The following is a 22,799-nucleotide window of genomic DNA, read 5'->3' on the forward strand; positions in this document are numbered from 1 at the left end:
CCGGTTTGAACGGCGCCCGAATTTTGGTGACCCGCCCTGCGGCGCAGGCGGAAAATTTGTGCGGATTGATCGAAAGCCGCGGAGGAGTGCCGGTCAGGTTTCCGACTTTGGAGATTGCCGCCCGGCAACCTGAGGCGCAAGCCCTCCGCAACGCCGAAACCAGCGACTGGCTGATTTTTACCAGTAGTAATGCTGTGGATTTTGCTATACCGGCGTTCGGTGGCAAAATGCCGGGCTGGCGCGGCGCCCGGGTCGCGGCCGTCGGCGCTGCGACCGCAGACGCGCTGCGTCGGGCCGGGTGCTCGGTGGATTGCGTGCCGGCCGGCGAATTCAGTAGCGAGGGCTTGCTGGCGGAAGCGGCAATGCAGCAAGTCGCCGGTCTGCGCTGCACCATCGTGCGCGGTGTCGGCGGCCGGGAAAAATTGGCGGACGGTTTAAGGGCTCGCGGCGCTGAAGTGGCTTACCTGGAAGTATACAGCCGGAACCGGCCCGCTGCGGATGCTGGCGGATTGCGGGCGGAGCTGCAGCAGAAGCGGCTGGCCGCGGTGACGGTAACGAGCGTCGAGGCGCTGCAAAATTTAGTAGCAATGCTGGACGGCGAGGCGATCGAGCCATTGCGGCAGGTCGGATTAGTGGTGGCGAGCGACCGTATCGGCCAATGCGCGGAACAGCTCGGGTTTGAACGGATGGCAATAAGCCCGCAAGCGACGGATGCGGCGATTTTAGAGACCTTGACGACGTTATTGAACGGGGAAAACAGTGGCGGAAGTAATTGAAGAACAACAAGAAGCTCCAGCTCAGGTGGTAGTGGTTAAGAAATCGCACGCCGGCCTGTGGATAGGCATACTTTCCATCGCCTTGGTAGTGGCTCTGGCTGTCGCCGGTTTTTATTATCTGCAACAATTGCGCGCCAGCCAAGATACTGAAAATAATCAGGATAATCTGAAAATCATCGAACTCGACAAGGAACTGAACGGTTTGCGTGAGCAGTTGGCGGGAGTTCAATCCCAAATCGCCAACGTCAATGCGGAAATGACCGGCAAGGATAACCACTTCAACCAAACCTTGGCCGAGTTCTCCAAGCTGCACGAAGAGCGTCTGGCAACCGCCCGCAAGGAGCTGGAGAATTCGATTCTATTGGTTCAGCGCCAATTGGGCAAAACCCGGGGCGACTGGCTGCTGGCCGATGCCGAATATTTGCTGACCGTCGCGAACCAGCGCTTGCAATTGGTCGGCGACGTCAATACCACGCGCCAGGCCCTCGAAGCTGCCGACCAACGTCTGCGGGAGAGCGGGGATGCCGCGGTATTTAAGGTCAGGGAGCAAATTGCCAAGGAATTGTCGTTGTTGAATAGCGCTATCGTGCCGGATATCGTCGGGCTCTATGCGCAAATCCAACAATTGCAGGACTCGGTGGAAAATTTGGCGGTCTTCCTGCCACACGCCGGTAAAGCCCCGGAAAAACCGGAAAAATCGAATAACGATTTGTCGGAGCACGGCCATGAAATTCTGCAGCAGGTTGCCAAGCAATTGGAAGGTTACGTCGTGCTGCGCCATACCGATCAGCCGGTCAATGCCGTGTTGACCCCCGAGGAAGCCCATTTCATCAAACAGCAATTGAAAGTTCGCTTGGAAATGATACAGATCGCGCTGGTGCAACAGAACGATGCGTTGTTTTCCAGCAGCGTCGCGGATGCCAAACAGTGGTTGAAGAAGAATTTTGCCGAAAACCAACAGACCGATGCCTTCGCCGTCGAACTGGATAAACTGGCCGGTGTCCAGATCCGCAGCCAATATCCCGATGTGAGCGCGTCGCTGAAGCTGTTGAAAGATATCAGCAAGCTGCGGATAGAAACCGACAAGGCCGTGTTCAACAATCCGCCAGCGCCTGCCGAAGCCGCAACGGCAGGCCAGTAATCAGCGGTGGCGCCATGAAAAATCTAATGTATTTCCTCGGCTCCCTGCTTTGCGCAGTTGCCGCAGCCTATTGGTTGCATAGCTGGCTGGCCGAGCATAACGATCCCGGCTACGTCTTGATCGGTTTCGGCCATTGGTCTCTGGAAACGTCGCTGACGGTGTTTGCTGTTGCCTCGGTGATCGGTTTCTTCGTGTTGTACAGTTTCTTTCGTCTGTTGGGCGTATTGCTGAGGCTGCCGGGACAGATATCGCGGCGGCGGCGTAACATCAAATTCAACCGTTCTCAGGAAGCACTGATCGCCGGTTTGTTCGATGCTGCGGACGGCAATTGGGAGCGGGCTGAGAAAATTCTAGTCAAGCACGCCGCAAGCAGCGGCGCGCCGCTACTGCACTATCTGACTGCGGCGCGGGCGGCACAATCGCGCGGCGCGTTGGACAAACGCGACGAATACCTGCAAAAAGCGGCGGCGCAATCGTCCGACACCAATATCACGGTGGGACTGACCCAGGCGGAATTGCACCTTTCCGGGCAGCAATTCGAGCAGGCGCTGGAGACGCTGGGCAAATTGCATTCGATCAACCCCGGCCATGCCAGGGTGTTGAAAATGATGCACCAGGCTTACCAGCATTTGGGCGATTGGGAAGGGTTGAGCAAATTGCTGCCGTCTTTACAGCAGCATAAAGTACTGATGGAAGCCGAAGTCAAGTTACTGGAAACCGAGACCTTCAGCCGGCTCCTGAAACAAGCGGCCGAACGCAACGACGCCGAAGCCGTTCAAGCCTGTTGGGAAACCGTTCCGGACCACATCAAAACCGTACCGGGTATCGCCAATATTTTTTTCGCGGCAATGATAGCCGCCGGCGCCGGCGAAAAAGTCGAGTCGGCGATGTTGAAACAGCTAGGCCGGCATTGGGACGACACCTTGCTAGTGTTGTTGGCCAACATCGAAACTGTGGACCCTGTCAAGCAGTTGCAGTCGATAGAACAATGGCTGGCGGTGCAGCCGACCAACGCGGTGTTATTGCGGGTGCTGGGCAAACTGGCGCTAAAAGTCCAACAAATGGAAAAGTCAGAGCAATATTTGCTGAAGAGTCTGAATATCGAATCGTCGGTCGCGGCCTACCAATTGCTCGGCGAAGTGCAATTCATCCGCGGCGACAAAGACCAAGCTTGCGAGAGCTTCAAACGCGGCTTGTTGCTGGCTTCGGATGAGGTGGTCGGCAATATCGAAGCCGTTACCGGTTAGATCCGCTGAAGGGCGGGCCGGCCCGCGCCCGCATTCTCAGAAAACTTCGGGTTCGGTGCCGACGTGGCCGGTGCGGCCGACGCCTGGTTCCAAGTTCCGGTAAGCAACCAGTTTGTTTCTGCCGCTGGCTTTGGCCTGGTAGAGCGCTTTATCGGCCCTGTCCAGTAAATGGATCGGCAGGGTCAGGTGGTCGATATGGGTCAGGCCGATGCTGACCGTGACTTGGCCGACGATCGGAAACGGATGGTGTTCGACCGCCATTCTAAACCGCTCGAAGGTTGCTTCGGCATCGGCCTGATTGACCAGATTCAATATGACGACGAACTCCTCGCCGCCGAAGCGGAATAAAAAGTCGTTGTAGCGGAAATGTTTTTCCATCGCCTGGCTAAATACCAGCAGAACCTCATCGCCGTATAAATGGCCGTAGGTATCGTTAATTCGTTTGAAATGGTCGATATCCAGCATTGCGATCCAAGAGCTTTTCTCCTGGCAACGGTCCTGTACCGGGTGCATCCGGAAATAGTCGCAGACCTGCAACATGCGGGCGTCGAACGACTGCCGATTGGGCAGTTTGGTCAGAGGGTCGCGCTCCTTGCTGTCGTGCAGTGCCACCAGATTGCGGTACAAGGTGATCAGATCGGCGAGTAAGCCCTGGGCCGAGGAGTCGAATTCGCCCTTCAGCAACAAGGCGCGGTCCGGTCCGCCTTGTTCGCGTACCGGAGCGACGATTCGAGTGAACAATCCTTCCGCGTTCGGTTTGCTGGGTTTTAGATCGGCGCTGCTATTGAACTCATTCAGCAGATCAATTTCTTCTTCCTGCGGCTGCTCGGTAAAATCCAACGGGAACCGTCTTACCAATTGTTCGCTGCTGCATCTGGCTTCGCCGGTCTTCAAATTGCGTTGGCCGTAAACTTCGTAAGCCACGGCCTTGCTTACCCAGGGCAATTCCTCCAACAAATGTAAAAAGCAGTAAGTCAGGCCTTGGTAATCGGGTTGTTCGCTCAACGCGATCGCCCACTTCGAGATGTGCCGGTAGTCTGGATGAGCGTTCAATTCAGTGGATCTTTAGTCAGCAAGGTTAAAAGTACCGCTATATTCTGCTTCAATCGTTGACAGTTTCGAAACTTTTTTTTCGGGCTCGGTCAACTGTGGAGTGATAGGCACAGTGCAGGCGAGTCAATTTTCGGGGAAGCTCGGCCGTTGCGGCGTAAACCTACAGGCAGCGAATCGCCATGCAGGAGATGTCGTCGTGCGCGTCACCTGTTGCTAAATGCCGATCCAGCGCTGTTCTAACCGCATCGATGCGCAGTCCGGCGCCGCTGCTTGCCAGCGCCTCGAGCAATCGGTTTTGGTCGAAACGGGCGTGGTCGGGGCTTTGAGCGTCGGTCAGACCGTCGGAGTAAATAAACAGCTCGCATGCCGATTCCCATTGCCAGAGTTCGCAGCGGTCGTCGAATTCCGCGTCGGGCAGGATGCCGGCGAAGGTGTGGCGGGATTGGAAGGCGTGAACTACCTCGCCGGAGGCATTCAGCGCCATGGCGGCCGGCAAGCCGCCATTCCAGATTTCTATCGAATTGCGCGTGCCGTCTATCATGCCGATGGCCAGTGCCACGAAGCGGTCCGGCGGCATCTGTGTAAACAGCAAGCGGTTTATTTCCCGGACGATGATGGGTATAGCCAGGCCTTTTCGGGTCATGGCCTGAAACGCCTGATTGACGATGACGGTCGGAATCGCCGCTGCCAGTCCGTGGCCGGTAGAATCGGCCAGCATGAAATAGATTTGCTGTTGGCTGACGCGCCGCGCGCAAATCAGATCGCCGCTGAAGCGGTGTGCCGGTTTCAACCAGAATTGCAGATGGTCGTCTTTCAGATCGTTTTGCCGGATCAATCGGGCAAAAATGCTTTGCAAGAACAACTGCTCGGTTTCGTTGCGGTCGCGATATATCTTTAATTGCGCCGTGTCTGCGGCAATCACCTGTTGCAGGTCCAAAAAACGCTGCACCGAATTCAGCTTGGCACGCAAAATGGATTGGCTGAAAGGTTTCGGCAAATAATCGTCCGCTCCGGCCTCCAGGCCGGCGACGATATCTTCGGTTTCGCTCAATGCACTGACCGCGAAGATCGGCGTCCATTTCTCGCGGCCGAGGGCGCGGATGGATTTGATTGCCTGTAGGCCGTCCATGGTCGGCATCATGATGTCCATCAATACCAGATCGGGCTCGGTTGCCGAGAACAATTCGACCGCTTCGTTGCCGTTTGCGGCCAAAACCACTCGGTGCTGCATCCGGGTCAGTAGTTTATCGAGCAGTACTCTATTTTCCGGCAAGTCGTCGGCGACCAATATTTTCATTAGGAATCGTGCCGTTATCTGGTGTGCCAGCAGTCTACCTTAACTAAACAGGGAACCCCACATCGCATCGACTTTTTCGATTATATCCCGACGCATCACAATCGGTCTGCCCCATTCCCGCATAGTCTCGCCGGGCCACTTGTTGGTTGCATCAAACCCGACTTTGGAGCCTAGTCCCGAGACCGGCGAGGCGAAGTCCAGATAATCGATCGGTGTGTTCTCCAGGATCGTCAGGTCGCGCGCAGGGTCCATGCGGGTGGTGATGGCCCAGATCACGTCCTGCCAGTTGCGCACGTCGACATCGTCGTCGACCACGATCACGAACTTGGTGTACATGAATTGGCGCAAATACGACCAGGTGCCGAGCATGACTCGCTTGGCGTGGCCGGCGTATTGCTTTTTCATGCTGATCACTGCCATCCGGTAGGAACAACCTTCCGGCGGCAGGTAGAAATCGACGATTTCCGGAAATTGTTTCTGCAATATCGGCACGAATACCTCGTTCAAGGCTACGCCGAGAATGGCCGGCTCATCGGGCGGGCGGCCGGTGTAAGTACTGTGGTAAATCGGTACCTGGCGTTGGGTGATGCGCTCTATGGTAAAGACCGGAAATTCATCGACTTCGTTGTAATAACCGGTGTGGTCGCCGTAAGGCCCTTCCGGCGCGGTTTCGCCCGGGTAGATGAAACCTTCGAGCACGATTTCGGCGCTGGCCGGGACTTGCAGGTCGTTGCTCAGGCATTTGGCGACTTCGGTCTTGCTACCGCGCAGCAGCCCGGCAAAACCGTATTCCGACAACGGATCCGGCACCGGTGTCACCGCGGCAAGAATCGTCGCCGGATCGGCGCCCAACGCGACGGCCACCGGAAACGGTTCGCCGGGGCGCTGTAGTTGCCACTCCCTGAAGTCCAGGGCGCCGCCGCGATGGGCCAGCCAACGCATGATGACCTTGTTCTTGCCAATCACTTGTTGGCGATAGATTCCCAGGTTTTGCCGTTCCTTATTCGGGCCGCGGGTAATCACCAGCGGCCAGGTAATAAGCGGCGCGGCGTCTTCCGGCCAGCAGGTCTGGATCGGGTAATCGGCCAGATCGATTTCGTCGCCGATGCGGATCACTTCCTGGCAGGGCGGATTATTGACCAGCTTGGGCGCCATGTTCAGCACTTGCTTGAATACCGGCAATTTGTCGAAAGCATCCTTCATGCCCTTCGGCGGTTCCGGTTCTTTCAAATATGCCAGCAATTCGCCGATCGCCCGCAACTCGGAAATGTCTTTGGCGCCCATGCCCATCGCCACTCGTTTGGTGGTGCCGAACAAATTGCCTAGCACGGCGATATTCGAGCCTTTCGGATTTTCGAACAAAATCGCTGGTCCGCCTTGCTTCAAAACCCGGTCGCAAATCACGGTCATTTCCAGGACCGGATCGATTTCGTGTTTGATGCGCTTCAGCTCGCCTTGTTTTTCCAATTGCTGAATGAAGTCGCGCAGATCTCTATATTTCATGCTTAAGGGAGTAGTTGTGTTTCGGATAGGGGAGGCTTGGCCGGATCAGACAGTCGCGGCTGTTGCGCTCGCGAACGTTAATGGTCGGCAGGGCCTTCCGGGCTCTTTATTCGGCTGCCGAATAGGTAATCGCACCAGGGCCAGGTCACGCACCAGTTACCATTGCCAGCCCGTAAATGGTGCTGGTAATGCCAGATCAAATGCCGCTTGGCCCATTCCGGATCGAGATGGGCGCGCCGGTGTTTGTAGTAGTACAAGGCCAGCGCGGCATAAAGCCCTGCGGCGAAAAACGGCACATAAAAAAACAACGGCATATGCAATGCAACGATGGCGGCCAATACCACCAGTTCTTTGGTCTGCGCATTCCAGGACCATTTTAAGCTGCGGTAGCCCGGATCGAGCATGCCGTGTTCCGCACAGACCCGGTGGTGTTCGTACCAATGGTAGGCCCAGATACTGCCGGGTTTTTTGCCGAGACCGTGCAGCAGGTATTTGTGCATCAGCCATTCGCCGAGATTGGCGTAGAGCAGGGCGCAGACGATTTGCAACGCGGCGGCAGCCATATGGCTAGGCGGTCAAATCACCGGCACGATCAGCACGAACAGGAATGCGAGGACGGTCCAAAGCACGATTTTGGTCCGCAACGGCGTCTTGCGCCAAATCGCGACCAATTCCCACTTCGTAGCCTGTTTGCGGTCGGTTGCCGCGCGTATGCGCTTCATCGCGCCGGCTAGCGTATCGCGCTCCAGGCGTTGTTGTTCTTCGAACAACAACTCGTCCAACTGCGAATAAAACACGTCGCAGCGTGGGCATTTGAATTCCTCGCCGATACGGGCTTGGCCGCACTGGGGGCAGTTTTTCATGGCTACTCCTGGTCGTCGCAAATCCGGCCGTTTGGCAAAACCGCCAAACGGCCGGCGGTGGTCGCTAGGCGGCGATGCCGTTATGGCGCAATAACGCGTCGATGTTCGGTTCGCGGCCGCGGAAGTTTTTGAACAAAGTCATCGCATCGGCACTGCCGCCCTGCTCCAGGATATTGTGCAGGAAGGATTCGCCGGTCGCCCGGTCGAAGATGCCGTTTTCCTCGAACAGCGAGAAGGCGTCTGCGGATAATACTTCTGCCCATTTGTAGCTGTAATACCCCGCAGCGTAGCCGCCGGCGAAGATATGGGAAAAGCTGTGGGCGAAGCGGTTGAACTCGGGCGGCTTGACCACCGCGACTTGGTCGCGGACCTGTTGCAGGGTCGGATAAATCCTGCCGCCTTTGGCCGGATCGTAATGCTGGTGGATTTTGAAATCGAACAGGCTGAACTCCAGTTGCCGCACCATCATCATGCCGGCCTGGAAGTTTTTCGCGGCCAGCATTTTGGCATACAGCGTATCCGGCAACGGCGCGTCGGTTTGATAGTGGCCGGAGATCAGCCCCAGCGCTTCCCGGTCCCAACACCAGTTTTCCAGAAATTGGCTGGGTAGCTCGACCGCATCCCATTCCACGCCGTTGATGCCGGATACGCCGAGGTGGTCGATCCGGGTCAGCATATGGTGCAGGCCGTGGCCGAATTCGTGAAACAGGGTTTCCACTTCGTCGTGGGTCAGCAACGCCGGGCTATTTCCGGTCGGTGGCGTGAAATTGCAAGTCAGGTAGGCCACCGGGGTTTGCAGGCTTTCCTCGGTTTTCCGGCGGCAGACGCAGTCGTCCATCCAGGCGCCGCCGCGTTTTTTGGCGCGGGCGTACAGGTCCAGATAAAATCGGCCGCGCAATTGGCCGTCCCGGTCCAGAATTTGGTAAAAGCGGACGTCCGGGTGCCAAGTGTCGAAGTCTTTAATTTCCGAGATTTGCAGGCCGAACAGCTTTTCCACAATGGCAAACAGGCCGGGTACGACTTTACTGTCCGGAAAGTAGGCTTTGACTTCCTCCTGCGACAGTTGGTAGTAATGCTGACGCATTTTTTCCGAGTAATAGCCGATGTCCCAGGCCTGCAAGTCTTGCAGGCCGTGTTGCTGCGCGGCGTATTCCTGCAATTCCGCCAAATCCCGGCGGGCCTGGCGCCAGGATTTATCCGCCAGATCTTCCAGAAACTTAACGACATCGTCGGTGGACTTGGCCATTTTGGTGGCCAGCGAATACTCGGCATAGTTGCCAAAGCCCAGCAACTGGGCTTTTTCGTGGCGCAGGGCCAGAATCTGCTCCATGATCTCCGAATTATCCCAGCGTCCGGCATGCGGGCCTTGGTCGGAGGCGCGGGTGCAAAAGGCCTCGTAATGTTCGCGGCGTAAATCGCGGTTGTCGGCGTAGGTCATGATCGCCAGGTAGGACGGGAACTGCAGGTTGATCAACCAGCCGTCCTTGCCCTCGGCTTCCGCTGCCTGCTTGGCTTGCGCCAAGGCCGATTCCGGCAAGCCGGTCAGATCGTCGGCGTGGGTGATTTGCTTGTGCCAGGCGTTGGTGGCGTCGAGCAGGTTTTCCTCGAACTGGCTGGCGAGTTTGGACAATTGCTGGCTGATTTCCTTGAAACGGGCTTGTTTATCCGCCGGCAGATCGACGCCGGACAAATGGAAATCGCGCAGTGCGTTGTCGATAATTCTTTGCTGGGCCCGGTCCAGTCTGGCGAAGTCGGCGCTGTCGCGGATGGCTTTGTACGCTTGTTGTAAAGCCTTGTTCTGGCCGACTTCGGTCGAGTATTCGCTTAACTTGCCCAGGCAGGCGTTGTAAGCGTCGCGCATCGCTTCGCTGTTGACCACCGAGTTCATGTGGCTTACCGGCGACCAGGCTTTATTCAAGCGGTCCTCGGCCGTTTCGATCGGTTCGATCAGGTTTTGCCAGCTATAAGGTCCGCCGCCGGCCAAGTGAGTCTCTATCGTGGCCCGCGCCTCGGCCAGCAATCGGTCGATGGCCGGTTCCACGTGTTCGGGCAGGATTTTGGAAAATTGCGGCAGTTCGCTATGTTCGAGTAATGGATTGGTCATGTCGGTGCTAGTCGGAAAAAAATGGATGACGGTATCAGGACAGTAATTGCATCGCTGCATTGACCCTGGCGTGGGCCTTATGCAATACCATCAACGAAAAGTCCGGGTTCAGCTTGCCGTTATTGAGCTTGCTGTAGGCCGGGATCGAGTTGATGTAAGGCAGGCCTCTAGCCTTACCTGAGCCGAAGTAGCTATGCAGTTTGGCCAGAATGACGATGTCGGTGACCGTCAATTCCGCTCCGCTGTCGTACAACCAGTTTTCCGCATGATGCGGAATATTGCCAATATGTTCCGGAAATCCGAGGGTATGTAGTACCAAACCACCGACCGGGCCGCGCAAATGCGGCAACAAGTCTTGCAATTCGCTGAAACTGGGGCCGCCGTCGGGAAACTGTTCGGCAAAATGCAACAACGGAATCGCGCCGATATCTGCGATCAAGCCGCCCAGCAACGCGTCGTCCGGCGAAATCCGGCTGCATTCCTGGGCCAGCACGAAACTGAGGCTGGAAATGTACAGGCTGTTTTTCCAAAGGCTGTGCATGCCTTTCATCAGCTCGGGGTCGGTGCAGCTGAACAATTGCTTCAAACCGACGCTGAGTACCAAGTTGCGGGTGGCGTTTAGTCCGATGCGGGCTACCGCGTCACGGCAATTGTGGATCGACGTGCCGGTGGAATATAGCGCGCTGTTGGCGACCTGGATCAGTTTGGCGACCATCGGCGGGTCGAGTTGAATGATTTCCGCCGCCTGGTGCACGCCGATTTCCTTCTGCATCGCTTCCTTCAGTTTCAGCGCCACGTCCGGTAACGACGGCAATTTCAGCTTGTTTTCCCGGTAAGCCCGGGCGAAGCTGGTGAAGAAACGGCTGTTGTTGAGCGGGCCGGGCAAATGGATGTCGACCAGTTCGACGCAACTCGCGCTCTCTCGGCTTTTATCGGTCCACAGCCGGTTCAGTTCGATCGGGATTTCCAGAATCAGCACATCGCTCAGCGCCAGCGCAGTGGCGCCGCAGCGGCTGCCGCTGTTCAGCGGCAGATTGGCTAGCGGCGAGCCGGCTTCGATGCGGTAGCTGCTGTCGCTGTCCGGTTGCATCGAAAGTTCGCCGGACAACAGGTAGAACACGCTGTCGCTACGTTGTCCCAGGCCGAAAACGGTCGCGCCCTTGCGATAGTGGAGGGTTTGCTGCGGTAATGCGTTCAGGCTGGCATCGTCCAGATCGCGCAACGGCGCGAACTTTTTCAGTTGGGCTGGGCCAATCGCCTGGCGCTGGAGGCGTGCGGGAGCGGGTTGCGAGGCCGTATCGATATTATGGTTGCTGGTTTCGGTCGAGCCGGGCTGAGGTATTGCAGCGGCCCTCTTCTCGAACAGTTTACTAAGCCAGCGCATATATCAAGTCCGGAAGAAATTCAGCGCTTCGGCGATTTGCTGTTTCGCGTCCTGCAGCGCTTTCAAGGACATATCGGGGGTTAACGTGCTGTCGCCCAGCTTGTGGAATGCCGGCAAGGTATTCAGCGGCGGCAATTTTTGGCTCAGCGGGCCGCCGAGCCGGCTGTGGAATTTCGCCAGCAGGACGATATCGTGGACTTGCAGCGGTTTGGCGTCGTCGAAATACCAGTTGTTGGTATTCAGCGGAATCTGTTGCAAGCTGTCCGGGAAATGCCATTTCTTCAGAATAAAGGCGCCGACCATACCCTGCAAGTAATCGATGGCGGCGTGGAGCTCGGTCTCGGTGTATTCGGCAGTGTCCAGCGTTTCCGCCAACGTGACGACCGGTAGTGCGCCGATATTGTGGGTCAAGCCGGCCAGCAAGGCTTCGTCGGCGTTGATCTTGCCGCTGAGCCCGGCCAGGGTGTAACTGAGGCTGGCGACCTGTATGCTTTGTTTCCACAACGACTGAACCAGTTGGTTCAACTGTTTGTTCCGGCTCTTGAATAACTGGTGCAAGCTGATGCTGGTGACCAGGTTTTGCGTGGTCTTGAAGCCGAGCCGGTTGACGGCGTCGTGGCTGCTGGTGATCGGCCGGTTGCTGCGGTAAATCGGGCTATTGGCGACCTGGATCAATTTCGAGGAAATCACCGGGTCCAGATTTAGGATTTTTACCGCGTCGCCGATGCTGATGTCTTTTTGCAAAGCGCTACGCAGCCTCAGCGCTACATCCGGCAGGCTGGGGACGTGCAGGTTGTCGGCCTTGAAAGCTTGGCAGAAGCGTTGGAACAACACCGTATTGCGCAAGGCTTGCGGGAATTGCTCCAGATTCAGCGCGGTCTGGTCGGCCAGTTTGCTGCTGCGTTGCAAGGCCGACAGCGGCAGGTAGACGGCTTGTAGCGCAGATTTGGCGATGGCGTTGAAGTTCTGTTCGCCGTAGGTCGCCAGCGGATAGCAGGCTTTGAAGGTGCCGGCTTCCACCATGTAGCCGGCGCCGTTGGCCGCTTCCATGAACACTTCGCCGCTGTAGAGGTAGGCAATTTCCTCCGTCTGCTCGCCGCGGTTGAACAGCAAATCGCCCGGATTGAAATTACGCAATCTGATCGGCAGCGTTTTGAGTTCCGTGACCGGCAAATCGCCGATAGGAATCAATTGTTGCAAAAACTGCAGCGGCAGTTGCGCCGTTGCCGCTTCGCGCGGTTGCTCCGGGCGTTGGATCGCTTCCGCCGGCTTTTTCAGTCGTTTCCAGAACATGCGGTCAGGTCGAGAAAATACTCAGGGCTTCGTGAATTTTGGCTTTGGCGTCGTGCAGGATCGCCAGCGTATTTTCCGGCGAGAGCGAGAAGTTTTTCAATTTGCTGGCGGCCGGAATCGCGGTGATCGCCGGCAGATCGGCCGAAGCGGATTTACCGATCTGCGCATGCAGGCGCGACAGCACCACAATATCGGTCAAGGTCAGTTTTTCGTCGCTGTTTTGGTACCAGTTACTGCTGGATAGCGCCACGTCGAGAAATTCTTCGGCAAAGTCCCATTCTTTCAATACCACCGCGCCGACCGGACCTTTGATGACCGGAATGGCTTGTTCGATTTCTGTTTCGTTATGGAATTCGCTAGGCAGGTTGGCGGCGAAGTTAAGGAACGGGATCACGCCGATGTCGCATACCAGGCCCGCCAATAATGCATTCTCCGGATTTTGCTCCCGGGTATGGCTGGCCAGCACGTGGCACAGGCCCGATAAATACAGGCTTTGTTTCCACAAACATTCGAGATGGTTTTTGATCTGCGGCGACTTACTCTTGAATATCTGCTTCATGCTCAATGCCGTCACCAAATTGCGGGTAGCATTCAAGCCAATGCGGACTACGGCCTCTTTGCAGTTTTTGGCCCGCACTGTCGTCAGATACAGCGGACAGTTGGCGACTTCGATCAATTTGGCGGAAATGGCCGGGTCGAGCTGGATGATCTTGACCGCGTCGTCGATGCTGACGTCTCGTTGAATCGCCTTGCGCAGGTTGATGGCGACTTCCGGCAGCGAAGGTATTTCGATTTCGTGGTCGGAATTCTGGAAGTGTTCGGCGAATAAGGCCAGCAGCCGGTTGTTTTGCAACTCTTCGGGTATTTCCAGCTTGCCGTGGTCCAGTCGGCTGGGCGTTAGCATGATTTTCAGCGATACCCGCAGGATGTCGATGTCGGTTTTGGCAGTCGCCGTGGCGGTGTGTTTGGTGCCGCTGCAGATCGGAAACTTGGCTTGGGCGCTGCCGGCCACGATTTCGTAACTCTTGCCGTTGTGGTCGGCCAGCGTTACTGTGCCCTTCAGCAGGTAAATCGCACAAGTCGCCTGCTCGTTGACACTATACAGGATGCTGCCCGCGGTCAGGCTTTCCACATGGTTGTCGGTGGAAAAGGTTTGCAGGATCTCGTCGCTGAGATTACGGATCGGAAATAGCTGTTTCAGGGTCTCCGGCGTTATGGGATGTCCGGCGTGTTGCTTGTGCAGCTTGGCCTGGGCTTTTTCGAAAAAAGATCTGATTCCACTCATGCTGTTCCAGTAACCGTATAAAAGTCGTTATGTCGAGTAATTGCCGGCGTTAATCGGCTGATTGCTTTAAGCCAGGATTCCCATTGGCCGATCGGCGTTCTGCGTCGAGTAAGCCGATCACCGGAGCGGTAGCGGGACGCCGTCCCCGCCAAATATAGAACGCCTCGGCAGCTTGTTCCACCAACATGCCCAAACCGTCGACACTTTTTGCGGCGCCGTTGGCTATGCCCCAGCGGACGAAAGCGGTCGGCTGATTGGCGTAGGCCAAGTCGTAGCACGTACCGTTTCTCGCAATCAGGCCGGCGGGTAGCGGCGGCAAATCCCCGCTCAGACTGGCAGCGGTGGCGTTGATGATCAGATCGAAACAGCGGCCGGGTAGCGCGTCGTAACCGCAGGCGTCCACCGCGCCGAGGAATTTGAAATCGTCGGCAATTGTATGAGCTCTGGCGGGTGTCCGGTTGGCGATCACCAGGCTGGCAGGCTTTTGCTTCAGCAATGGGGCGACAATGCCGCGGCAGGCGCCGCCTGCACCGAGGATCAGAATGGCGGTTCCCGCCAGCTTGATCTGCAGGTTTACGGTCAAGTCGTTCAACAGGCCGATGCCGTCGGTGTTGTCGCCCAAAATGCTGCCGTCGGCGGTCAACGCCAGGGTATTTACCGCCTTGGCCGCTTCGGCGGCTTCGCTGAGCCGGTCTGCATAATTCCAGGCCAGTTCCTTCAACGGTACCGTGCAGTTGAGGCCTTTGCCGCCGGCGGCAAAAAACGCGTCGGTAGCGGCTTTAAAGCTGTCCGCGGGCACATCCTGGGCGGAATACATCAGATTCTGCCCGGTTTGTTCGGCGAACAGTTTGTGTATTCTCGGCGACTTACTGTGGCTGATCGGGTGGCCGAATACCGCGTATTGGTCGGCTGAGCTCGAGGCAGTCGTGTCGGCGAAGTTGTCGCGGTTATCGTTCATGCCGAAGACTAGGCTTGGCTGAGCCACTGGGCGGCGGCTTTGGCGTAATAGGTCAGGATGGCGTCGCAGCCGGCGCGTTTGAAAGCCAGCAGCGATTCGAGCACGACTTGCCGTTCGTCCAGCCAGCCGTTGGTGCTGGCCGCCTTTAACATCGCGTATTCGCCACTGACTTGGTAGGCGAAAGTCGGTACCCCGAAGCGGTCTTTGGCGCGGCGGATGATGTCCAGATAAGGCATGCCGGGTTTGACCATGATCATGTCGGCGCCTTCCTGTAGGTCCAGCGCGATTTCGCGCAGGGCTTCGTCCGAATTGGCCGGGTCCATCTGGTAGCTGTATTTGTTGCCGCCGGCCAAGTTGCCGGCCGAGCCGACCGCGTCGCGGAACGGGCCGTAAAAGCTGGAGGCATATTTGGCCGAATAAGCCAGAATCCGGGTGTTGGTAAAGCCGTGGCTTTCCAAAGTATTACGAATCGCACCGATCCGGCCGTCCATCATGTCCGACGGCGCGACAATGTCGGCGCCGGCTTCGGCGTGGGACAAGGCCTGCTTGCATAGCACTGCCACGGTCTCGTCGTTGACTACATAGCCATGCTCGTTTAGCAGGCCGTCTTGGCCATGGGACGTGAACGGATCCAGCGCGACGTCGGTGATTACGCCGAGTTCCGGCAGCTCCGCTTTCAGCGCTTTTACGCAGCGTTGCGCCAAGCCGTCCGGGTTGAACGCTTCCTCTGCCGCCAAGGACTTTTGGGCCGGATCGATCACCGGGAACAAGGCTATTGCCGGTATGCCCAGCTTCAGCAAGGCTTCCGCCTCCTTGAGCAGCAAGTCTATCGATAGCCGATTCACACCGGGCATTGAGGCGACGGGTTGCTGCTGGTTTTGGCCTTCGATGACAAACAGCGGGCAAATCAAATCGTCACAGCTTAGACGGTTCTCCTGCATCAGCCGGCGGGAAAAAGTCTGGAAGCGCATGCGCCGCATCCGGGTGGCCGGGAAAAAGTCTTTAGGGTGTGGCATCTGATCCATAGTAATATAATAGGGCATTGGTCGATCCAGGGAGGGCGGACCGAAGTCTTTCGCTTGACCGGCTCAGGCCTTTATTCTAGCAGTGTATCGAATCGGGGCGCTCGAATTTAGCCGGCTATTCCTTTTGAGATGATTTTATGAGTATCCGAACTTATATGCGTTTTATATCTGTATTGGTTTTTAGCGTATTTGCAGTCTTGTCTACGATGGCTCCGGTAGCCGCCGCCGATCTGAGCGAGCCGCAAATGGCGATTGAAGACGCTTCCAACAAGCTCAAGCAACGTTTGCAGGACCCGAGTTTTCCGCACGATTTTCAAAAAATCAATGCTTTCGTTCAGGAAGTGATTTATCCGCATGTCGATTTCGATCTGATTTCGTCGCTGGTGCTGGGTAAATTGTGGAAGGACGCTTCCCCTTCCGAGAAGGAAAGTTTCAAAAAGGAATTTCAAACTTTGTTGATCAGAACTTATTCCAGAGCTTTTTTCGAGTTTAAGGACTGGTCGATCCGGTTTTTGCCGGTGACTCCAGAAGAGGACGAGCGCAAAGTCTTGATCAAAACCGAAGTATTGCAACCGGGACTGCAGCCGATAGCGGTCAATTACCGGATGTTGAACGTCAAGGGTCAGTGGAAAGCTTATGACATCATGATCGAAGGCGTCAGTTTAGTGACCAACTATCGGACCAGTTTCAAAAACGAAGTCGAGCGGACCGGCTCGTTGCAGGAAGTGATCAATCAGTTGGCAAAACGCAATACCGAAGCGCTAAGCGCTAAAAACAACTCCTGAGTTCCCTTGCCGCATGTCGGGCTGGCCTAAGGCTTAGTCCGACCTGCGGCTTTTCTGTTTTATGCCTTTCCCTAAAGATTCTCTTTACGCCAACCCACTTGGCGAAGTCGGCGCATTCAAATTCGACGAAGCCGTGGTCAAGGTATTCCCGGACATGATCCAGCGTTCGGTACCGGGCTATGCGGCGATTATCTCGGCCATCGGTCTGTTAGCCGGGCGCTTTGCCAGGGACGACAGCGTTTGCTTCGATCTGGGCTGTTCTCTGGGGGCGGCGAGTCTGGCTATGCGGCGGCAGATCGTTGCGAATAATTGTCGCGTCGTGGCCGTCGATTGTTCCGAAGCGATGGTCGAGCAGTGCCGGAAAAATCTGGCGGACTCTGCGGTGGCGGGCGTGGATGTGGTGTGTGCCGACATTCGCGACATCCCGATCGAGAACGCGTCGGTCGTGGTGTTGAATTTTACTTTGCAATTTATTCCATTGGCGGATCGGGAGGCTTTTTTGGCCAAGCTCTATCGCGGATTGTTGCCTGGCGGAATTTTGATTTTGTCGGAAAAGTTGGCGTTCGATGATCCGCGGCAACAGGAACTGCAAACAGAGATGCATCATCTGTTTAAGAAAGCCCAAGGTTATAGCGAACTGGAAATCAGCCAAAAGCGCAGCGCGCTGGAGAACGTGTTGATTCCGGAAGCGTTTGCAGTGCATCGGCAGCGCTTGAAATCCGTGGGCTTTTCCAGTGTCGAGGTTTGGTTCCAGTATTTCAACTTCGCATCGATGATTGCGTTGAAATGCTAGGTTACGACGATCTATTCGTGTCGCTGCGGGAGGCAGGCGACCGGGTTTGGGTCGAGAGTTTGCCCAGACAATTGGTTGCGGCGTTTAACGATGCTGCGCATGGCGATTTACCGCGTTGGCGCCGGGTAGTCGAAGAGTTGCCGCGTTACCCGGCCTCCAGTGTCGATTTGGCGGATGCGGTGCGGATCGGTGCCGATTCGGATATTTCTGATGACGCTAGGCAGCAATTGCGCGAACAGTTGATGAATTTGCATCCTTGGCGCAAAGGACCTTACCGGCTATTCGGCATCGATATCGATACCGAATGGCGTTCCGATTGGAAATGGGAGCGGCTGAAAAACGGAATTGCGCCGTTAGCTAACCGGTCCGTTCTCGACGTCGGTTGCGGTAACGGTTACCACTGCTGGCGTATGTTAGGGGCGGGGGCGCGGTTGGTGGTCGGAATAGATCCGACTTTACTCAGCGTGATGCAGTTTCAAGCGATACGTAAGCTCTACGGTCCGGCGCCGGTTTACGTGTTGCCGCTAGGTATCGAAGACGTGCCGGCCAATTTGGGATGGTTCGATACCGTGTTTTCGATGGGAGTGTTGTACCACAGGCGTTCGCCGATCGATCATTTGCTGGAATTGAAAGGCTGTTTGCGACCGGGCGGTGAGTTGGTCCTGGAAACGCTGGTGGTCGAGGGCGACGAGCGTCAAGTCTTGCTGCCGGCGGGTCGTTACGCGCAAATGCGCAACGTCTGGTTTTTGCCCAGTTGCCAGGCGCTGGAATTGTGGATGCAGCGTTGCGGTTATAAGGATATTCAGTTGCTGCATGTCGGCAAAACCACGGTCGAGGAGCAGCGCAGTACGGAATGGATGCGGTTTTATTCCTTGGTCGATTTTCTCGATCCGAATTCTCCAGATTTGACCTGCGAAGGTTTGCCGGCGCCGATGCGGGCGATTATCAAGGCTAGCGTTTAAAAAGAGGTTTTCTGTTCTAATTTATTGTAATCCGCAAATAATATTCTAGAATTGCCTAGCTTGAAAAATACGCCGACATGGTTTCGGTTTTTTCAGGCAGTCAGCCATTAAAACGGGAGTCCAAATATGAAAAAATTAATTGCCATTTTGATGTTGTGTTCCTCTTCTGTATTTGCCGAGCCGATTGACATCAATCGAGCGGATGCCGAGACCATGGCCAAGGAGTTGACCGGAATCGGGCCGAAGAAAGCGGAAGCGATTTTGCAGTACCGAAAGGAACACGGGGATTTTAAGACGCTAAAGGATCTGGAAAATGTCCCCGGTATCGGCGCAAAGACAGTTCAGCAAAACGAGAAAAACATAATATTCGGTGATTCCGCTGCAGCGGAAAAGCAAGCGAAGCCCGAAAAGCCCGAAGACCCCAAAAAAGCCAAATAGGCGCCTGATTTTAGTCTCTTGAATGAATTGGGTTGCGGCTAGTGCCGCAACCGATTGCTCCGCCCCCAGGACGTCGACCGGCTGTTTTGTGAGGGGGCGGGCTTTAACCGAAAGTGCCGCCGTTCCAACCCCAAAATTCCGCCGGACAATTACTGAACTCGATATAAATCCGATCTGGCTTGATCTCCAGTTTGGCCGACAGGAGCTGGCACAGCGTTGCGGCTAAGTTTTGCGCTTGGTTTTTGGTCAAGCCGATGCTTTTGCATTCCAAATAGGCCATAGGCTGCTCGTTACCGGCGAAAAGCATTGAGTCTTCATTAGTGGACAAGTGAATCATCACGTAGCGTTCGGGTTTGCCGGTCTCGTTGGCGACAAGTTTGGATAATTCGCCGAGTAACTCCTTGGATTGCTCAGCTTTTACTGGACAGTTGGTGTTGAGTTTTAGGTAGGGCATAGCGGTTCTCCTTTTCGGTTTATGCGTTGCTGTCGTGCCATCGTTCCACGACTCGGTATTCTACGCCTGACGGGGTAAGGCGCGATTCTGCTAGGCAAAATCCGTTCGATTGCCACACGACAGGAGTTATGCTCAATTCGGGTTTATAGCGGGCTTTTTTGGTTAGCGTGGCATGCGGCCTGTAAGGGCGGCTGTCAGTAATAATGCCGCTTCTGTCGGCAATTCTGGCCAGTTCGGTGTGGAATCGCACGAAGTTTGGGTCGAAAGCGCTGGGCGTCAGGCACAAAACTCTCGGTTTTTGCCAGAAATCCAGCCGATCTAGTAAGAGCTTGGTCGGAATGTTTTTAAGTTTGGCCGCGTCCAGCGTCACCTCTGCCTGCTGCTTGGCGTTGACGTTGCCCAAAAACAGCAAGGTAACGTGCAGATTGTGGCTTGCAACCGGTTTGCCGCAATCCGCAACTTGTTTGCAAATGTTTGCGCATGCCGAACGAGTGGCCGGATCGGGCCATAGTGCAAAAAACAGGCGTCTCAATTAGCTATCCTCCTGTGTCGGAAGTATAGAGTCGGAGTGTGCGGTTTATTGCCGAGTTTTGCAATTCCGGTTTGGCAATAACCCGATCTATTGCGGCGTGGTTCCGAGGGGTGGTGTGGAAAGGATTTCCAGTGGCGGGCGATCTGCCGGTCACGTAATTGTTACATTGCAAGTACGTCGCCAAGCTATGTGGTGCTTGCGGTTGCTAAGGATTGACATACCTGCTGTTTCTATCTTACAGTTACAGATGCATCACACGTACGTGACAAGCCTAGCGGGTTGTGGCAATTTGCAAGAATCGGCTATTACTAAAAATTAAAAACTTTCGGAGCACATCACATGGCAAGACCATTAATTCAAATGGCGTTGGACTCATTGGACTTCAACCAAACCGTGGCATTGGCTGACCAAGTCGCCCCTTATGTCGATATCTTTGAAATCGGTACCCCTTGCATTAAGTATAACGGCGTCAACCTGGTGAAAGAGTTGAGAAACCGTTACCCAGACAAATTGCTGTTGGTCGACCTGAAAACCATGGACGCCGGCGAATACGAAGCAGGCGCTTTCTACGCAGCCGGAGCAGATATCTGCACCGTACTGGGCGTATCCGGCCTGGCTACCATCGGTGGCGTGATCAAAGCAGCGAAAAAACACGCTGCCGAAGTTCAAGTCGACCTGATCAACGTACCTAACAAAGCAGAATGCGCACGCGAATCCGCTAAATTGGGCGCGCAAATCATGGGTGTTCACACCGGTCTGGACGCGCAAGCGGCTGGCCAAACACCGTTTGGCGATTTGAACGAAGTGGCTTCGCTGGGCCTGAACGTTCGCGTATCCGTTGCCGGCGGTATCAAACCTGCCACGATCGACCAAACCGTTAAAGCCGGTGCCAATATCATCGTCGTCGGTGCGGCTATCTACGGTGCGCCATCACCTGCCGAAGCGGCTCGTGAAATCCGTGAATTGGTTGACGCGGCAGCGGTGTAAGCCATGCATCAAGAGTTAATCATAAACAAAATTTCCAGCATTCTGGAAGCAACCCCCGATTCGCACGACAAAGCTTTAGTCGATATGTTGGATCAAGCCAAGAGAATATTCGTCTCTGGCGCCGGTCGCTCGAAGCTTGTTGGTAATTTCTTCGCCATGCGCTTGATGCACGGCGGTTATGACGTCAGTGTTGTTGGGGAAATCGTCACTCCGAGCATCAAAAACGGTGATTTGTTGATCATCATTTCCGGTTCGGGCGAGACAGAGCAGTTGATCGCATTCACTAAAAAAGCCAAGGAAGTCGGCGCCAAAATCGTATTGATTTCGGCTAAAGACGACTCGACTATTGGCGACATGGCGGATATTACGCTGCAAATCGGCCGTTCCGAGCAATATGGCAAAGTCAAAGGTATGCCGATGGGTACCGTCTTCGAATTGTCTACATTGCTGTTTTTGGAAGCGACCATTTCTCATGTAATCCATGAGAAAGGCATTCCGGAAGAGGAAATGAGATCGAGACACGCCAATTTGGAATAATTGCGTATAGCCTACGGCAAGGCAGCGCCTGCCGTAGGCCCAACAGATAACATGTGGGCGTCAAGGTCATACCGATTCCAGCAGTCTAAAAACAAGAATGTGGTAATTGGTCTTCCTTGAAATTTACCAAGCCTCAGCCAGAGCGGCGTTTGACACCACAAACGTACACTTAAAATAACAAAATTAAAGGAGACCAACATGCCTTCGCGTCGAGACTTAGCGAACGCCATCCGCGCACTTAGCATGGACGCGGTACAAAAAGCCAATTCAGGACACCCTGGAGCCCCGATGGGGATGGCCGATATCGCCGAAGTACTGTGGAACGATTTTCTGAACCACAACCCGAACAACCCGAAATGGGCCAACCGCGACCGCTTCGTGCTGTCCAATGGTCACGGCTCCATGCTGATTTACTCGCTGTTGCACCTGTCGGGCTACAACCTGCCGATCGACGAACTGAAACAGTTCCGCCAACTGCACTCGAAAACCCCGGGCCATCCTGAATACGGCTACACCGACGGCGTCGAAACCACCACCGGTCCGCTGGGCCAAGGCATCACCAATGCCGTCGGTTTCGCTATTGCCGAACGTGCCCTGGCCGGCCAATTCAACCGCCCCGGCCACGACATCGTCGACCACTACACTTACGTGTTCCTGGGTGACGGCTGCCTGATGGAAGGCATCTCCCACGAAGCCTGCTCGCTGGCCGGCTCGATGAAACTGGGCAAACTGATCGCCATCTACGACGACAACAACATCTCCATCGACGGCGAAGTCCGCGGCCACGGCGACGTCACCGGCTGGTTCCTGGACAACACCCCGGCCCGTTTCGAAGCCTACGGCTGGCACGTCATCCCCAAAGTCGACGGCCACGATCCGGAAGCGGTGAAAAAAGCCATCGAAGAAGCCAAAAAAGTCACCGACAAGCCTTCGATCATCTGCGCCCAAACCATCATCGGTTTCGGCTCGCCGAACAAACAAGGCAAAGAAGAATGCCACGGTGCTGCACTGGGTGAAGCCGAAGTTGCCGCGACTCGCGAACAACTGGGCTGGCCGCACGCGCCGTTCGAAATTCCGGCCGACATCTACGCCGGTTGGGATGCCAAAGCCAAAGGCGACCGCCTGGAAAGCGCCTGGAACGACAAATTCGCCGCCTACCAAGCCGCGCACCCGGAACTGGCTGCAGAATTCGAACGCCGCATGGCCGGCGAACTGCCGAAAGACTGGAGCGAAAAAGCCAACGCCTTCATCGCCGAGGTCAACGCCAAAGCCGAAACCATCGCCAGCCGCAAAGCCTCGCAAAACACCCTGAACGGCTTCGGCCCGTTGCTGCCGGAACTGATGGGCGGCTCCGCCGACCTGGCCGGCTCCAACCTGACCCT

Annotated in this window: 23 protein-coding genes; 10 read left to right on the plus strand and 13 right to left on the minus strand. The window is 55.7% G+C overall.

Translation table 11 applies throughout. The annotated features are described in order from the left end of the window. The first annotated feature begins 5 nt into the window (after nt 1-5). Genes NP603_RS10295 through NP603_RS10305 form a run of 3 tightly spaced genes read left to right on the plus strand, consistent with a single transcriptional unit; the run spans nt 6 to nt 3,164 of the window. Complete coding sequence (locus NP603_RS10295) at nt 6-776, plus strand: uroporphyrinogen-III synthase (RefSeq protein WP_256610785.1); 771 nt, start codon at nt 6-8, stop codon at nt 774-776. Then, a complete protein-coding gene (locus NP603_RS10300) occupies nt 760-1,917 on the plus strand; it encodes a uroporphyrinogen-III C-methyltransferase (RefSeq protein WP_256610786.1) in 1,158 nt (385 codons plus the stop codon). Before NP603_RS10295 ends, NP603_RS10300 begins: the two co-directional genes overlap by 17 nt. A gap of 14 nt (nt 1,918-1,931) precedes the next feature. Next, nucleotides 1,932-3,164, plus strand: a complete 1,233-nt coding sequence (locus NP603_RS10305) for a heme biosynthesis HemY N-terminal domain-containing protein (protein ID WP_256610787.1) — start codon at nt 1,932-1,934, stop codon at nt 3,162-3,164. Between the two features lie 36 nt (nt 3,165-3,200). Here NP603_RS10305 and NP603_RS10310 read toward each other — a convergent pair whose 3' ends face one another. The 11 genes from NP603_RS10310 to hemB form a co-directional block, all read right to left on the minus strand. Further along, nucleotides 3,201-4,217 (minus strand): GGDEF domain-containing protein, encoded by a 1,017-nt coding sequence (locus NP603_RS10310; RefSeq protein ID WP_256610788.1) that lies wholly within the window; start codon nt 4,215-4,217, stop codon nt 3,201-3,203. A gap of 160 nt (nt 4,218-4,377) precedes the next feature. Then, nucleotides 4,378-5,514, minus strand: coding sequence for a PP2C family protein-serine/threonine phosphatase (locus NP603_RS10315; protein ID WP_256610789.1), 1,137 nt, complete (start codon nt 5,512-5,514; stop codon nt 4,378-4,380). A gap of 39 nt (nt 5,515-5,553) precedes the next feature. Then, nucleotides 5,554-7,017 carry a 4-hydroxy-3-polyprenylbenzoate decarboxylase gene (gene ubiD / locus NP603_RS10320; RefSeq protein WP_256610790.1) on the minus strand — a complete coding sequence of 488 codons (1,464 nt, stop codon included), beginning with the start codon at nt 7,015-7,017 and terminating at the stop codon, nt 5,554-5,556. A gap of 77 nt (nt 7,018-7,094) precedes the next feature. Continuing rightward, nucleotides 7,095-7,580: a hypothetical protein gene (locus NP603_RS10325; RefSeq protein WP_256610791.1), complete on the minus strand. Its 486-nt coding sequence runs from the start codon at nt 7,578-7,580 to the stop codon at nt 7,095-7,097. 12 nt (nt 7,581-7,592) lie between these two features. Continuing rightward, nucleotides 7,593-7,880, minus strand: coding sequence for a hypothetical protein (locus NP603_RS10330; protein ID WP_256610792.1), 288 nt, complete (start codon nt 7,878-7,880; stop codon nt 7,593-7,595). A gap of 64 nt (nt 7,881-7,944) precedes the next feature. Further along, entirely contained in the window at nt 7,945-9,984 is a 2,040-nt protein-coding gene (gene prlC, locus NP603_RS10335; protein WP_256610793.1) for an oligopeptidase A, read from the minus strand. A gap of 34 nt (nt 9,985-10,018) precedes the next feature. Continuing rightward, nucleotides 10,019-11,368 (minus strand): HDOD domain-containing protein, encoded by a 1,350-nt coding sequence (locus NP603_RS10340; RefSeq protein ID WP_256610794.1) that lies wholly within the window; start codon nt 11,366-11,368, stop codon nt 10,019-10,021. A 3-nt stretch (nt 11,369-11,371) separates the two neighbouring features. Beyond that, nucleotides 11,372-12,661, minus strand: a complete 1,290-nt coding sequence (locus tag NP603_RS10345; RefSeq protein WP_256610795.1) for an HDOD domain-containing protein — start codon at nt 12,659-12,661, stop codon at nt 11,372-11,374. Between the two features lie 4 nt (nt 12,662-12,665). After that, nucleotides 12,666-13,946 (minus strand): HDOD domain-containing protein, encoded by a 1,281-nt coding sequence (locus NP603_RS10350; RefSeq protein WP_256610796.1) that lies wholly within the window; start codon nt 13,944-13,946, stop codon nt 12,666-12,668. A gap of 49 nt (nt 13,947-13,995) precedes the next feature. Continuing rightward, complete coding sequence (gene aroE, locus NP603_RS10355; protein ID WP_256610797.1) at nt 13,996-14,904, minus strand: shikimate dehydrogenase; 909 nt, start codon at nt 14,902-14,904, stop codon at nt 13,996-13,998. Nucleotides 14,905-14,912: 8 nt separating this feature from the next. After that, nucleotides 14,913-15,947 (minus strand): porphobilinogen synthase, encoded by a 1,035-nt coding sequence (hemB, locus tag NP603_RS10360; protein WP_504137840.1) that lies wholly within the window; start codon nt 15,945-15,947, stop codon nt 14,913-14,915. Nucleotides 15,948-16,084: 137 nt separating this feature from the next. Here hemB and NP603_RS10365 point away from each other — a divergent pair, with 137 nt between their 5' ends. The 4 genes from NP603_RS10365 to NP603_RS10380 all read left to right on the plus strand — a co-directional run bounded on the left by NP603_RS10365 (nt 16,085) and on the right by NP603_RS10380 (nt 18,907). After that, nucleotides 16,085-16,714 (plus strand): MlaC/ttg2D family ABC transporter substrate-binding protein, encoded by a 630-nt coding sequence (locus tag NP603_RS10365; protein WP_256610798.1) that lies wholly within the window; start codon nt 16,085-16,087, stop codon nt 16,712-16,714. Between the two features lie 61 nt (nt 16,715-16,775). Further along, entirely contained in the window at nt 16,776-17,507 is a 732-nt protein-coding gene (gene cmoA / locus NP603_RS10370; protein WP_256610799.1) for a carboxy-S-adenosyl-L-methionine synthase CmoA, read from the plus strand. Next, nucleotides 17,501-18,469: a tRNA 5-methoxyuridine(34)/uridine 5-oxyacetic acid(34) synthase CmoB gene (cmoB, locus tag NP603_RS10375; RefSeq protein WP_256610800.1), complete on the plus strand. Its 969-nt coding sequence runs from the start codon at nt 17,501-17,503 to the stop codon at nt 18,467-18,469. Before cmoA ends, cmoB begins: the two co-directional genes overlap by 7 nt. A gap of 126 nt (nt 18,470-18,595) precedes the next feature. Beyond that, complete coding sequence (locus NP603_RS10380; RefSeq protein WP_256610801.1) at nt 18,596-18,907, plus strand: ComEA family DNA-binding protein; 312 nt, start codon at nt 18,596-18,598, stop codon at nt 18,905-18,907. 103 nt (nt 18,908-19,010) lie between these two features. Here NP603_RS10380 and NP603_RS10385 read toward each other — a convergent pair whose 3' ends face one another. Together NP603_RS10385 and thpR are read right to left on the minus strand one after the other, a co-directional pair. Next, nucleotides 19,011-19,361: a phenylpyruvate tautomerase MIF-related protein gene (locus tag NP603_RS10385; RefSeq protein WP_256610802.1), complete on the minus strand. Its 351-nt coding sequence runs from the start codon at nt 19,359-19,361 to the stop codon at nt 19,011-19,013. A gap of 19 nt (nt 19,362-19,380) precedes the next feature. Next, nucleotides 19,381-19,893 carry an RNA 2',3'-cyclic phosphodiesterase gene (gene thpR / locus NP603_RS10390; protein ID WP_256610803.1) on the minus strand — a complete coding sequence of 171 codons (513 nt, stop codon included), beginning with the start codon at nt 19,891-19,893 and terminating at the stop codon, nt 19,381-19,383. A 339-nt stretch (nt 19,894-20,232) separates the two neighbouring features. Here thpR and hxlA point away from each other — a divergent pair, with 339 nt between their 5' ends. The 3 genes from hxlA to NP603_RS10405 form a co-directional block, all read left to right on the plus strand. Next, nucleotides 20,233-20,880, plus strand: coding sequence for a 3-hexulose-6-phosphate synthase (gene hxlA, locus NP603_RS10395; RefSeq protein WP_256610804.1), 648 nt, complete (start codon nt 20,233-20,235; stop codon nt 20,878-20,880). A 3-nt stretch (nt 20,881-20,883) separates the two neighbouring features. Next, entirely contained in the window at nt 20,884-21,417 is a 534-nt protein-coding gene (gene hxlB, locus NP603_RS10400; protein ID WP_054763862.1) for a 6-phospho-3-hexuloisomerase, read from the plus strand. 198 nt (nt 21,418-21,615) lie between these two features. Then, on the plus strand, nt 21,616-22,799 hold a 1,184-nt coding region (locus NP603_RS10405; protein WP_256610805.1), incomplete at its 3' end, for a transketolase family protein.

This window comes from Methylomonas aurea, assembly GCF_024505045.1.
Classification (GTDB): domain Bacteria; phylum Pseudomonadota; class Gammaproteobacteria; order Methylococcales; family Methylomonadaceae; genus Methylomonas; species Methylomonas aurea.